Annotated in this window: 11 protein-coding genes; 6 read left to right on the forward strand and 5 right to left on the reverse strand. The window is 45.0% G+C overall.

Annotated features, from left to right (window positions below; genetic code table 11):
- Nucleotides 1-124: 124 nt before the first annotated feature.
- Nucleotides 125-2920, reverse strand: a complete 2796-nt coding sequence (locus WH96_RS17310) for an ATP-dependent DNA helicase (RefSeq protein ID WP_053006096.1) — start codon at nucleotides 2918-2920, stop codon at nucleotides 125-127.
- Between the two features lie 427 nt (nucleotides 2921-3347).
- Between WH96_RS17310 and WH96_RS17315 the strand changes: the two genes are divergently transcribed.
- Complete coding sequence (locus WH96_RS17315) at nucleotides 3348-4931, forward strand: lysine--tRNA ligase (RefSeq protein ID WP_047765491.1); 1584 nt, start codon at nucleotides 3348-3350, stop codon at nucleotides 4929-4931.
- Nucleotides 4932-5023: 92 nt separating this feature from the next.
- Here WH96_RS17315 and WH96_RS17320 read toward each other — a convergent pair whose 3' ends face one another.
- Together WH96_RS17320 and WH96_RS17325 are read right to left on the reverse strand one after the other, a co-directional pair.
- Nucleotides 5024-5452 (reverse strand): hypothetical protein, encoded by a 429-nt coding sequence (locus WH96_RS17320; protein ID WP_047765492.1) that lies wholly within the window; start codon nucleotides 5450-5452, stop codon nucleotides 5024-5026.
- 159 nt (nucleotides 5453-5611) lie between these two features.
- Nucleotides 5612-6244 (reverse strand): S24 family peptidase, encoded by a 633-nt coding sequence (locus tag WH96_RS17325; protein WP_047765493.1) that lies wholly within the window; start codon nucleotides 6242-6244, stop codon nucleotides 5612-5614.
- A gap of 327 nt (nucleotides 6245-6571) precedes the next feature.
- Between WH96_RS17325 and WH96_RS17330 the strand changes: the two genes are divergently transcribed.
- Complete coding sequence (locus tag WH96_RS17330) at nucleotides 6572-7120, forward strand: pseudouridine synthase (RefSeq protein WP_047765545.1); 549 nt, start codon at nucleotides 6572-6574, stop codon at nucleotides 7118-7120.
- Nucleotides 7121-7291: 171 nt separating this feature from the next.
- Here the strand turns inward: WH96_RS17330 and WH96_RS17335 are convergent, their stop codons facing one another.
- Nucleotides 7292-7501, reverse strand: a complete 210-nt coding sequence (locus WH96_RS17335) for a hypothetical protein (protein ID WP_047765494.1) — start codon at nucleotides 7499-7501, stop codon at nucleotides 7292-7294.
- A 419-nt stretch (nucleotides 7502-7920) separates the two neighbouring features.
- On the opposite strand from WH96_RS17335, the gene WH96_RS17340 reads away from it, so the two are divergent.
- Both WH96_RS17340 and WH96_RS17345 read left to right on the forward strand, forming a co-directional pair.
- Nucleotides 7921-8274, forward strand: a complete 354-nt coding sequence (locus tag WH96_RS17340; protein ID WP_047765495.1) for a DUF952 domain-containing protein — start codon at nucleotides 7921-7923, stop codon at nucleotides 8272-8274.
- A 130-nt stretch (nucleotides 8275-8404) separates the two neighbouring features.
- On the forward strand, nucleotides 8405-9469 hold the full coding sequence (locus WH96_RS17345) for a quinone-dependent dihydroorotate dehydrogenase (RefSeq protein WP_047765496.1): 1065 nt from the start codon (nucleotides 8405-8407) through the stop codon (nucleotides 9467-9469).
- Nucleotides 9470-9480: 11 nt separating this feature from the next.
- Here the strand turns inward: WH96_RS17345 and arsC are convergent, their stop codons facing one another.
- Nucleotides 9481-9828, reverse strand: a complete 348-nt coding sequence (arsC, locus tag WH96_RS17350) for an arsenate reductase (glutaredoxin) (protein WP_047765497.1) — start codon at nucleotides 9826-9828, stop codon at nucleotides 9481-9483.
- A gap of 132 nt (nucleotides 9829-9960) precedes the next feature.
- Between arsC and WH96_RS21540 the strand changes: the two genes are divergently transcribed.
- Both WH96_RS21540 and WH96_RS17360 read left to right on the forward strand, forming a co-directional pair.
- The gene (locus WH96_RS21540) at nucleotides 9961-11262 is read left to right on the forward strand and encodes an EAL domain-containing protein (protein ID WP_053006098.1); all 1302 of its coding nucleotides are present in this window, start codon (nucleotides 9961-9963) and stop codon (nucleotides 11260-11262) included.
- A gap of 154 nt (nucleotides 11263-11416) precedes the next feature.
- Nucleotides 11417-12301 carry a TIGR01459 family HAD-type hydrolase gene (locus WH96_RS17360; protein ID WP_047765498.1) on the forward strand — a complete coding sequence of 295 codons (885 nt, stop codon included), beginning with the start codon at nucleotides 11417-11419 and terminating at the stop codon, nucleotides 12299-12301.
- Nucleotides 12302-12411: the final 110 nt, after the last annotated feature.

A 12411-nucleotide genomic window follows, 5' to 3' on the forward strand; every position in this document is an offset into this window, starting at 1 on the left:
ATCCGGAGTGAGGTTTATTCTTCCTCTTTTGCTTTTGCAAGCAAAAAAAGTAGAAATTTCTACTTTGAAATAAAATGAAGTACTTCGTCTCTATTTTTACCAACGAAGATAGTATGTTTTCAGGTTATTTTGGGGGTGTTGTAAAGAATTCTCTAACTTGGGAAACTGTGTCTGCCAATCCGATCTTTTGTATTGATACACCTTCAGGAAAGGCATTTTGGAGTCTTGTTGGCATCATGGGATCCAAAAGGACGAATATGCCACGATCATTTTCACGCCTGATGAGGCGCCCATATGCCTGTTTTAGTTTTAATCTTGTCTGACTGTCATTGTACCTATTGCCGCCAAAGTGCTCTTTACGGGCACGGTGTTGAATGGTTGGTCGTGGCCAAGGAACGCGATCAAACACAATCAGGCGCAGCGAATCGCCGGGCACATCTACACCATCACGAACAGCATCTGTTCCGAGCAGTGATGAATTTCTTTCTGCTCTGAAAATATCGATGAGTGTTGATGTGTCTAGGTTATCGACGTGTTGGCTATAGAGCGTCAAGCCTGCGCGATCGAGTTCCGGGCCCATTTTTTGATGAACGGCTTTGAGGCGGGATATGGCGGTGAAAAGCCCGAGTGCACCACCTTGTGAGGCCAGAAATAATTCACGATATGCGGCAGAAACTTGATCCATATCGTCTTTGCGAACATCGTTGACGATAAAGACACGGGTCTGATTTATATAATCATAGGGGGATTTAAATCGGGCTCTCGTCGGTATGCCGGGAACGAAGGACGCACCACTACGTCGTTCTGCGCCAATCCAATCGCCTTCTTCATTTCCGCTTCCCTCGGTCAGGGTTGCCGATGTTATGACAGTGCCGTGGGCCTGAGATAGTAACGTATTTGCCAGCGGTTTTGTCGGATCAATCCAGTGTCTGTGTAGGCCGACGTCGAGATCTTTTCCGCCAGCACGTTCGACAGAAAGCCAATCGGTGAAGTCTTCTGGAATCTCTTCTTCCAATGCACTGAGCATGGCGATCCATGCTTGAACCTGATTGCTGCCACGCTGTTCCAGGCTTTTACAGGCGGCTTCGATTCTTCGGCGGGTGTCGCTGTCTAACTCGTCTGATTCATTATCAAGACGCTGTTCAAGGCGACGTCGCAGGTTTTTAATTGGCTCCAAAAGTTCTTCGAGGGCAGAGCGCAGTTCAATCGAAGATTCGATAAGGCCGGGAATGGTTGGTTTGGTCTCGGCTTCCAGGCTATAGGGAGAGTTTTCATGGTCTGTACGGGCATAAACCTGTTCTCTTAGACGGCAAAGAAACGTCTCCATCGGGCCAGTAGGAAGATTATCTTCCATACGGTTTACCCAGCCGTCACCCGTCAGATGTCTTGCAGCTTGCACGGTTTCGTTGACCAGATCACGGGTCCTGTCATCTGTAGCGATTAAATCTTCCAGTCGCTTTTTTAGGCCGCGAGCCCTACTTGCAGAACGGGTTGATCCCGTTTCCACACCGGAAATCCAACGGCGCAGTTCTTGGCTCTCCTGCGCTGTCAGGTGAGCAGAAAAAGCACTGTCTGCAGCATCAAACAGATGATGGCCTTCGTCGAAAACATAATGGCTGGGGAGGGAACCTTCATCCCGCCCGCCGCCCATGGCAGCTTGAATCATGACAAGGGCGTGGTTGGCGACAACGATATTTGCCCGTTTGGCTTTGCGAATATTGCGCTCGATATAACAGCGGCTGTAGTGAGGACAGCCTGAATAGATGCATTCCCCCCGTCGATCTGTAAGGCCTAGGGTTCTGTTTTTCCCAACTAAATCAGCCAACCAGCCGGGAAAATCGCCCCCGACCATATCACCATTTCTGCTGCGTGATGCCCACCTGACCATGAGACCGATGGCGATGGCATCATGCGGTTTGGTCATCAAAGCTTGAGAGGCTTCTTCGAGATTCAGAAGACAAAGATAGTTTTCGCGACCTTTACGGATAACCACGCGTTTTGATTTCTCGCGTCGTTCCGGGAAAAGTCTGTTCAGTTCGCTGTCTATTTGAGTTTGCAGATTTCGGGTAAAGGTGGATATCCAAATGGGTGCGCCATTTTTTTCTGACCAAAGACTCGCTGGTGCAATGTACCCCAAAGTTTTCCCAACACCAGTTCCGGCTTCAGCCAGGACAATGTTTGGTTCGCCGGAAACGTCTCTTGGTGCAAAAGCACCGGAAACAGCAGCGGAATAATCGACCTGTTGAGGGCGGACTTCTGCATCTTCGCCGAGCAGTTCAGAGAGACGACGTCTTGCCTCTTCTGGTTTAACTGATTGGTGTCTCGGCGGATCTTCCGGGGCATGGTCGCTCCATTCTTCAAGACGCTCCCAGACACGGACCCCACGACCAGGTTTTAAGGCAGGTGAATGTAAATCTTCTTCGTGCATCGCGGATAGAATTGCTGGACCCCAAAGCCAACCAGCCATCATCATCGTTCTGGCGATATCCGCAGCATAAGGATCGTATTGTCTGCCTTTGGACGCCTGTTCACGTAAAAGAAGTTCGGATGTTTGGTGAAGAAGTATTGCTGCGGCTTCGATTGATGTGGGTTCCGGTGCGGCAATAAAGGCGGCGAGACCCCGTGGTGTGGGTGTGCAAGCTGCTGCGGGGCGGACAAAGGCGATTAGTTCAAGAACGTCATAGGCTGGGAAAGGGTCTATTCCCAGTCTTTGTGCTGTAGATTTTGCATGACAAACCATTGGTGGTTCAAGAGTAACACGGCGTGCAGCCTCACTGTTGGGTAGTCTTTCGACTTCACCATCGGGACTGATCCAGACAGAAAAACGTAATCCGGACAGCAGCAAGGGGGCCTTGGGCATCATAATCGCGTCAGCTTGGCTGATCGTGGTCTGTTTTGCTGTTGGGGTTTCCTGTGTCATATCTTGAACGTCATGGTTTTGGTGTTATATCTCGTCTTTTGGATTTGGTTTTTTGTCTTTTATGGCCTTATGCTCTACCTAAATTTTGTCAGACGAATTTCGTTGGCTCCAGAGGGCTTTCGTAGTCTTCTTATAAAAGCGGGGGCCAATAATGGCTATTGAAAAAGAACAAGCGGCGAACATTTGTTGTGATTTATGAAATATCAGGCTCTGTTATGGCTTTTATGATTGCATGACTTAACCCTTGCTGGTTGTTGTTTCATCGTTCGTGTCGGCGATCTTCATGCTTTGAGTAAAAATTAAGTCAAACGACTATAGTTGACGTCGGGCTTTCCTGCGCCTAATTTCCCCATCACTGATCTGTTGTTGCATAGAGTCAGAATTAACTTTCATTGAATTAACATTACACCCTTGAGGGATTGAAACCATGTCTAACCACCAGGAACTCGCTATGCAGGCAAAAGCATGGCCGTTTGAAGAAGCGCGCAAAGTATTGGCTCGTATCGGTGGGAAGACGCCCGAGAAGGGGTACGTGCTGTTCCAGACAGGCTATGGCCCATCAGGGTTGCCGCACATCGGCACTTTTGGTGAAGTCGCCCGTACGACAATGGTGCGTAATGCTTTTGAGCAGCTATGCGATATTCCAACCAAACTTTTCTGTTTCTCTGACGATCTCGACGGGTTCCGCAAAGTACCGGATAATTTACCAAACAAAGAGATGCTGGCTGCAAACATAGGGCAACCCCTATCAAAGGTGCCAGATCCTTTTGAGGAGCATGAAAGCCTTGGACATCATAATAATGCACGTCTGAGACAGTTCCTGGACAGCTTTGGTTTCCAGTATGATTTCCTGTCCGCCACAGAGATATATAAGTCAGGCCAATTCGATAAGGCCTTATTGGAAATCCTAGCCAACTACGGCAAGATCATGGATGTGATGTTGCCGACACTGGGTAAGGAGCGTCAAGCGACTTACAGTCCTTTCATGCCGATTTGCCCTAAGACAGGGAAAGTACTTCAGGTGCCTGTTGAAGAAACCAATGTGGATGCAGGAACAATTTCTTTCCGTGATGAAGATGGGAATCTGGTAGAGGTTCCTGTAACGGGTGGACATTGCAAACTTCAGTGGAAACCAGACTGGGCAATGCGTCAATATGCGCTGGATGTTGATTATGAAATGTCAGGTAAAGATCTGATTGATTCGGTCAAGTTGGGTAAGAAGATCCAGAAAGTTCTGGGATACAAAGGACCTGAGACTTTTACCTACGAGCTTTTCCTGGATGAGCAGGGGCAAAAAATCTCTAAATCAAAAGGCAACGGCCTTTCCATGGAAGAGTGGCTGACATATGCGCCACAAGAAAGCTTGGCTTTGTTTATGTATAACAAGCCAAGGACCGCTAAGAAGCTTTACTTTGATGTAATCCCCCGGACTGTCGATGACTACATCACTTTTAAAGGAAAAGTCGGGGAGCAGGATGAAAGCAAGCTTTTTGAAAACCCTGCTTGGCATATCCACACAGGGAACGTGCCTTCTGAGCAGACATCACTTTCGTTTGGCATTTTGTTGAATCTTGCAAGTGTTTGTAATGCGAATGATGCAGATCGCCTGTGGGGCTTTATCAAGCAATACGCGCCGGAAGCTTCGCCTGAAAGTACGCCTTTCCTTGATAAGCTGGTAGGTTTCGCCGTTCGCTATTATCAGGATTTTGTTAAACCAAAGCTTCAGTATCGCGGACCAGAAGGTAAAGAAGTCAAGGCGCTGGAAGATCTTCTATCTGTCTTGAAGGGGCTGCCAGCGGGAACAAGTGCAGAGGATATTCAGACCGAAGTTTATACCATTGGTAAAAAATACGAGTTCGATAATCTGCGCGATTGGTTCAAGTGTTTATACGAAGTCTTGCTTGGTCAATCCCAAGGTCCTCGGATGGGAACATTCTTTGCGCTTTATGGTTTGGGTGAGAGTATCAAGTTGGTTGAGCGAGCTTTGGCTGGAGAAGATCTGTCAGTATAAACTTTTTAAAGCACAAACTAGAAAGCCCGGATTTTGATCCGGGCTTTTTTGTCTCAAATAAGTTTGCTTCCAGAAAAATGCGGCTTTGGGTGCTATCCCGCTTTAACTTTAAAGTTAGCGGTTAATTCTTCTGTACATTTGTTGCAAACCCAATCAGATCCCTTTGGTGGTTTGGGATGATCTTTGTTATTTAATTTTTTAGCTCCGCCGAAGTCATGGAAATTTTTACAGGTTTTTTGAAAGCAGGCTTCTAGCGAGTTCGCATAGCTGTATTTGAAGGCGTTGATCTGGTTCTTGCCAGTTAACTTGTCCATTAACCCGCCTTGTCCGACGCGTTTTTTGAGGCAGTGAAGCAACGTTTCCTGAACAGTTTTTTCGGCATAGCCTACATACAGGACTTCAAAACTTCGGTCCGAGCCAAGATGTCCAAGTGCAAAGGAACCGGGCATTGGTTGGATTATTTCTTTGAGAATAATTTTCTCATCCAGTTTATGGGGACCATCCATGTCCAGTTTAGCCATACTGCGTGCCTCTAAATTGTGTTAATTTTTACGCTTTAAGCGATAAATAAGGACATCGCTCGTTACTATAATATGACGCTAAAGCCTTTAAAAAAGGTAAAAATTACGATTGTTGTTTGGTTAAATACAGGTGTTTAAAATCGTTTGGCGCAATCAATTTTATTGACTTGCCCAAAGAATGCGTGCAATCCAGATAATATCTTGCGTCATGATCGTTGTGTTCTGGTGTGAGGCAGCCAGGCCCTTTAGTTCTGCCTTCAACGGACTGTTTCTGACAAGTTCTTTGATCAAGATTTCATGATTAATCGTCATAAGCGCAATTCGATCACCCCGTCTTAGGTCTGCGTTTGGAGAAACGATCAATAGGTCACCGTTATTGTAAACAGGTTGATAACTATTACCCGTAATTTCCAGGCCAAAAGCATTTATATCATCTACACGGGCGAAAAGAGCCTCGTCCCATGTTTCTCCTACTGGATGACCGTTATGGTCAAACTGCCCTATTGAAGAGGCTTGAAGTAAATCCTGAACTGGAATCTTTTTGGCTAATAATCCCGCGCTCTCTTCGCCCACGAGATTAACAAATTCAGCCAGTGTTGAATCGGTTGCGGCAAGAATTTTTGCGATAGATTCTGTACTGGGCCATCGTTGTTTATTCTTTTGAGTTATACGTTTGCTTTTATTGAAAGTTGTCGGATCCAAGCCAGCTTTTCGTGCCAGACCAGATGGCGATAGCGAATTTTGTGCGGCTAAGCTATCGATGGCTCGCCATATATCTTCATGTTTAAGCATTGTACGGTCACCTGTTTAGTTGTTGTTATGCAACGTGACTCCAGTACTCTATGGGAATTATACCTCAATTTTGCAAAGAATAGGATCAAAAACTTATATTTGACACTCATTGGTTTTGATTTGGGCGTCGCTTAATTGAAACGTGACTGTAAGCATTTGTTACAGTAGATATTCATTATGGCTCAAAAGAAAGTAAACATACGTTCTGGCAAGAGAGCGCCTTGTAAATCTTCCATGGAGAAAAAAGGGAGAGGAGGGGCGCGTGTTAAAAAGAATGAAAATCTCAAACCTAACTCCTCTCGATCTACTTTTGATCAGCCAACTCCCATGTATATTGCTTTGTACAAGCCATACGATGTTCTGAGCCAGTTTACAGGTGAAGCGGGGCAGCGAACACTTCGGGAAGTTGATTTGCCACGTGGTGTTTATGCTGCGGGACGTTTAGATAGAGACAGTGAAGGCTTGTTGTTCTTAAGTAACGATGGCCCCTTTATTGACCGCCTGATTCATCCCAAAAATGGTCATCCACGCAGCTATCTTGTACAGGTGGAAAATACCCCGAACGAAGAGGCTTTGTCGCAATTAAGAAGTGGTGTGCTAATTAAAGGGTATAAAACAAAGCCCTGTCAGGTGGAGTTATTGAAATTTGAACCAAAGCTACCGCCCAGAACACCGCCTATTCGAGAGCGAAAGAATATACCGACCGCCTGGATACGTATTTCTTTGACTGAAGGCAAAAATCGTCAGGTTAGACGAATGACAGCTGCAGTTGGCTTTCCGACATTACGATTGGTCCGTGAATCAATTGGTAATCTGATGCTTGGAAATTTACAGCCAGGTGAATGGAAAGCTGTTTCGCCAAGCGAAATTTTATGACGAGGATTGGCAGCATATACCGTTAGGGTATATCTATTTTCTGCCTTGTTGATGTTGTTATTTAAATGTTGGAAAAAAGAAATGGCGGGAAGTTACCTTCCCGCCATTAGGCTGTCTTATACAGGCTAAAGACAGTCCTTAGCGACTTAGATGATTGAGAACGTGAGGGGGTTACTGTTCTGCCTCAATCATAGAAACGAAGAGTTGCCGAATATTTTCTTCGCCTAAGTCGTTTTGTGGCGATCCTACATTGAAAATCGCTGTTTTTGGAGAAGTCGAAATCATTGACTGATTTGATTGTCCCATGGCTGATACGGCGTCTAGAGCAGTTGCCAGTGCTCTACTGCCGATGGTGCTCGCTGTCATGTTTTGGTAAGCCATGGTTTTCTCCTTTATACTAGGTTGTCTAGCTCGCAATAGACTTCCTGATAAGATGTATTGCAGGGAGCGTGCCAGTTTGTTTTGTTATTGCGATTTTGAAATTTACTTTGTTCTAACCTATTGATTCAAATCGGAATAAAAATATTAATGATGAAGCTTTTTAAATGTAATTCTGAGGATGTCTCGTGGAAACTAAGGGTTTCTGCGGGTTGCGAGTTCTTTTGATAGTTTTTCTGCGGATTGATGCGACTTAAGATTGATTAGAATCCTTTGTAAACTGCGGGTTTAAGCTTGAGTAGAATGAAATTATAAGTTGTTATCATATTTGAGATGTTGCATTTTGCGGCATTTGGTGTGAATTGTTTTTGCAAAATGCAATGCTATTCGCAATTAAATGATTGGATTGAGAAGATAGTGTCATGACTGAACGATATATATATCACGTCTGTAAGCTTGAGGAATGGGACGAGGCACAAGAGTTGGGAAGGTATTCTGGATCTTCACAAGATAAAGCAGATGGTTTTATTCATTTTTCCGGGCGCGGCCAGGTTCATGGTTCCGTGGCGAAACATCGGGCTGGTCAGGATGGCCTTGTTTTGCTGGAAGTTGATTCAACACTACTAGGTGAAACCTTGAAGTGGGAACCTTCCCGAGGTGGGGTGCTCTTTCCTCATTTATATGGCGATTTGTCATTAACTGCTGTTACTAGAACCGCAACGTTAAACCTTACTGATGAGGGGGCACATGATTTCCCCAGCTGGTTGTCCGAATAATCCTACTGTGGTGATGAATTCATTATCAATGGCAGTATAAGGCTTTATGACAGTATCTAGGGTGGCGGCTTCGAGGTAGCTATGCTACTTCCCTCGCGTCGCAAGCTAGATACGATCGCAGGAGAATTTTGTGAACAGCTTTAATATCATTGGTCCTTGTATTCGGCTTCTGTCGCCAGAAAGGGCGCATAATTTTACCTTGTGGTGTCTGAAGCATGGTCTTGTGCCATCTCAAAAACCTATTGTTGATCCAATTCTTAAAACCAATCTCTGGGGGCTTGAGTTCTCAAATCCTCTGGGTTTGGCTGCGGGCTTTGATAAAAATGTTGATGCTGTTAAAGCAATACTTGATCAGGGATTGGGCTTTACTGAAGTTGGTTCCATTACACCATTGGCCCAACCGGGTAACCCTAAACCCAGAGTATTTCGCCTGTCTGAGGACCAAGCTGTTATAAATCGTATGGGATTTAATAACGGTGGAATGGATGCGGCTGAAAAGAGGTTGGCAAAGCTGCGGCAGAAAAAACTTTCCGGATTACTTGGTGTGAATCTCGGGAAAAATAAAAACACAGAAGTTGCTCTTGAGGATTATCAAAAGGGTGCCCGCAAACTTGCGTCTTATGCCGATTATATGGTGATTAATGTATCCTCACCGAATACGCCGGGATTACGTGCATTACAGGGACGAGAAGAGCTTGAAGTTTTAATTTCTGGGGTGCAAGAAGTCTTGGCGGTTACACTTGGTGACAATGCTCCCCCACTTGTTTTGAAGATTGCACCGGATCTAACCGAGGAAGATAAACAAGACATCGCTGCAGTTGCGTTAGATCTTTCCTTGGATGGTTTAACAGTGACAAACACAACAATCGAGCGCCCTGAAAGCCTCAAAAGCGAACATCGTGCAGAGATCGGTGGTCTGAGTGGCGCACCGCTGTTTGATGCATCTACAGAAGTTTTGAGGGATATGTATCGATTAACAGGAGGCAAAATTCCTTTGATCGGCGTTGGTGGAGTTGCCAGTGGCAGACAGGCTTATGCAAAAATAAGAGCGGGTGCTTCATTGGTACAGTTGTACTCTGCGCTGATCTATGACGGGCCACCTCTTATCCCTCAGATCCTTAAAGAGTTGGTTGTTTTACTCCAGCAAGATGGTTTTAGCTCTGTCGCCGAAGCCGTTGGCGCAGACCACAGATAAATCTTCTATATCTATAGTATATCCAATACAGATTCTGGGGGTCTGCCAATTCTGGCACCCTTCGGACTTGTCACAATTGGACGTTCGATAAGTATCGGATGCTTTATCATGGTTTTGATAAGTTCTTCGTTGCTTAAGTTCGTATTTGAAAGACTGAGCTCTTTATAAATTTCTTCACCTTTTCTCAGTAGATCACGAGGATTTAGGTCTAGTTGTTTTAAAATATCCATTAGTTGGACTTCTGTGATTGATCCTTTTAGGTACTCAATGATTGTGACGTCGTGCCCTTGCTCTTCAATTATTTTAAGGGTTTCACGAGATTTGCTACAGCGAGAATTGTGCAGGATTTTAACCGTCATGTCAGATAGACCATCTATATAGTTGGAAAAGATATTTGAAATCTGTCAGATTATGAGTGCTTTGTTAAGTCTCTCTCAAGAACCTTGTGTCATTGATTATCTTATTCGTTATCTTTAGTCGAAACAAAATTTATGCCTCTGCTACACCACTTATTCTTTATCACAATATACTGCGGCCTCGCGCTTATTGCAGTTCTCTTTGGACCAAACTATATTCCTGATTTGCATACAGGCGGCGCTATGTTGCTCGGTTTATGGATTTTTCTGGCCGGTGTGGTCTTGCATGAAATAACTACGCGTCGGGCAAATGATGAAGATACAATAGCAAAGCTTGAAACGCTTCATCATAACCAAGCCGTTTTGCGAGACCGAATTTCTTGGACACGTCGAGAGATAAAGGGAATGGCCGAAGCTTTTGAGGCGGCAGGTCAATCAAGCAAATTAAGTGAAGAGCAAAACATCATTAATGATGCCTTGTCCGAGGTAAACCTACTCAAAACGCTTATGCCTAGATTAACAGACCCGTTTCTTGGGCTGTTTGACGACGAAGAAAGCTCTCAGTTTGATGAACCGGAAAAGAAAGAGGTCGTTCGGCAAAAGCAGCAGGTTGTGAAAAGCGATTTTCTGGATGATTTCAGGAATGAGCGCGCTTTGCGTGCAGGACAAAAAGCAAAGGTTACAAAAGAACAGGTTTCTGTTTTAAGCGATTTAAGTGAAACGGAAGTTTTATCCATTGTAAGACGATCATTGCGCGATGACCGGATTGATATGTTTCTACAGCCAGTTGTGGCGTTGCCTCAGCGGAAAAGAAAGTTCTATGAGTGTTTCTCGCGCCTGAGAACCTCTCACGGACAGATGATTGAGCCTGGGCAGTACGTTTCTATCGCAACACGGGCAGGGCTAATCACTGCCATCGATAATATGCTTTTGTTCCGTTGTGTGCAGATCATTCGAAAAATTATTCGTTCGGGTGAAGATGTTTCTTTCTTTGTCAACTTATCGTCTCACACATTAAAGGATCATGATTTCTTTGATGATTTCGTTGATTTCGTGCGAGGGAACATTGAAATTGCACCGCATTTGATTATTGAAGTTGCGCAAGACGAGTTCTTGAACTTAAAAGCCAGCGAGTTGTTGAGTTTAGAGCGCCTGGTGGGGCATGGCTGTCGTTTGTCACTTGATCGTATGCGGACGCTGGATATGGACTTAAAGGCACTGGCCGCGGGACGTGTGCGTTTCCTCAAACTGGAAAGTTGGCTCTTTTCCGAGGATAGAGGCAAAACCAAGAAATTTTTAAACGACCTGCGCAGTCTTCCTATTGAATTGGTTGTTGAAAAAATTGAAACTGAAGATGCTCTTGTACAAGTTCTTGATCAGGATGTTGCCTATGGACAGGGATATCTTTTTGGGGAGCCCAGACCTGCAAAGCCATAGAGGTAATCCAATCAGAATGGAGGCGTTTGCATCTGAAAATTTTGTAATAAGCAAAAGTACCTTGTTGAAGCTGTGACTAATGCTTTGCAAGTCATGGTGCCTGTGGCACAAGAACCTTCATTATTTTAAAACAGATATCTTGCAGGAACGTTCTATGTCAGCCACACCTCGCACGATCCCGCTTTTATCAGGGGTTTCCGAAATCATTGATGATTATGATGGGTTTGTTATTGATCTCTGGGGCGTGATGCATGATGGCCTAGAGGCTTTTCCTGATGCTGTGAATGCACTGCAAAAACTGAGAGAGGCCGGAAAAAGGGTTGTTATTCTGTCCAATGCTCCCCGGCGCGCTGAGTCGGTGGCTGCTCGGAATGAAGAGCTGGGTATTGCCCGGGAGCTTGCTGATGCTGTTCTCTCATCAGGTGAAGTTACCTGGCGAAATCTGAAAGAACGGACCTTGCCTTTTTATCAGAAGCTTGGACAAAATGCTTATCTGATCGGCCCCGAGAGAGATCTTGGGATGAAAGAAGGTCTAGATTTTACTTTTGTTGATAATATTGAGAGCGCCGATTTCATTATGTTGACCGGAATTTGGGATCCGGAAGATAAGGTCGAACGATACGATTACTTGTTAAAGCCTGCGCTTGAGAAGAAACTGCCAATGGTGTGTGCTAACCCTGACTTGGAAGTTATTAGAGGGGGGAAGCGTGAATTGTGTGCTGGTGCTGTGGCTCATCATTACGAGGATATGGGCGGTGAAGTGCAATATCATGGGAAACCTTATCAGGATATCTATAAGGAATGCATGAAACTCGTTGGGATAGAAGATGGATCACGGGTGCTTGCTGTGGGTGATTCCCTACGCACAGATATTACAGGGGCAAATGCAGCAGGTATTCATGGCTTGTTTATTGCGGGCGGAATTCATTCTGATGACCTCAATGGTCTAAGTTCTCCAACTGATATGTTGAAGCTTGCTGGTCTTTGTAACCGTTATGAACAGTATCCAGTCGCTGCCATGCCTATATTTAAGTGGTAAGATAAAATTCTATAGAGTTTAGGGTCTTTGTGATTTTCATTCCAGCTTTAGCCCTAGTCTATTTTGGGGGGGCGCTTATTAGAAGCACCGCTGTTCCAGCCTAGTTAAAT

Origin of the sequence: Kiloniella spongiae (assembly GCF_001026905.1) — a bacterium.
GTDB lineage: Bacteria > Pseudomonadota > Alphaproteobacteria > Kiloniellales > Kiloniellaceae > Kiloniella > Kiloniella spongiae.

Coding starts and splice junctions, on each gene's coding strand:
- WH96_RS17340 (WP_047765495.1), top strand. CDS start 7,921: ATGACTGAACGATATATATATCACGTCTGTAAGCTTGAGGAATGGGAC.
- WH96_RS21540 (WP_053006098.1), top strand. CDS start 9,961: ATGCCTCTGCTACACCACTTATTCTTTATCACAATATACTGCGGCCTC.
- WH96_RS17325 (WP_047765493.1), bottom strand. CDS start 6,244: ATGCTTAAACATGAAGATATATGGCGAGCCATCGATAGCTTAGCCGCA.
- WH96_RS17330 (WP_047765545.1), top strand. CDS start 6,572: ATGTATATTGCTTTGTACAAGCCATACGATGTTCTGAGCCAGTTTACA.
- arsC (WP_047765497.1), bottom strand. CDS start 9,828: ATGACGGTTAAAATCCTGCACAATTCTCGCTGTAGCAAATCTCGTGAA.
- WH96_RS17310 (WP_053006096.1), bottom strand. CDS start 2,920: ATGACACAGGAAACCCCAACAGCAAAACAGACCACGATCAGCCAAGCT.
- WH96_RS17315 (WP_047765491.1), top strand. CDS start 3,348: ATGTCTAACCACCAGGAACTCGCTATGCAGGCAAAAGCATGGCCGTTT.
- WH96_RS17320 (WP_047765492.1), bottom strand. CDS start 5,452: ATGGCTAAACTGGACATGGATGGTCCCCATAAACTGGATGAGAAAATT.
- WH96_RS17335 (WP_047765494.1), bottom strand. CDS start 7,501: ATGGCTTACCAAAACATGACAGCGAGCACCATCGGCAGTAGAGCACTG.
- WH96_RS17360 (WP_047765498.1), top strand. CDS start 11,417: ATGTCAGCCACACCTCGCACGATCCCGCTTTTATCAGGGGTTTCCGAA.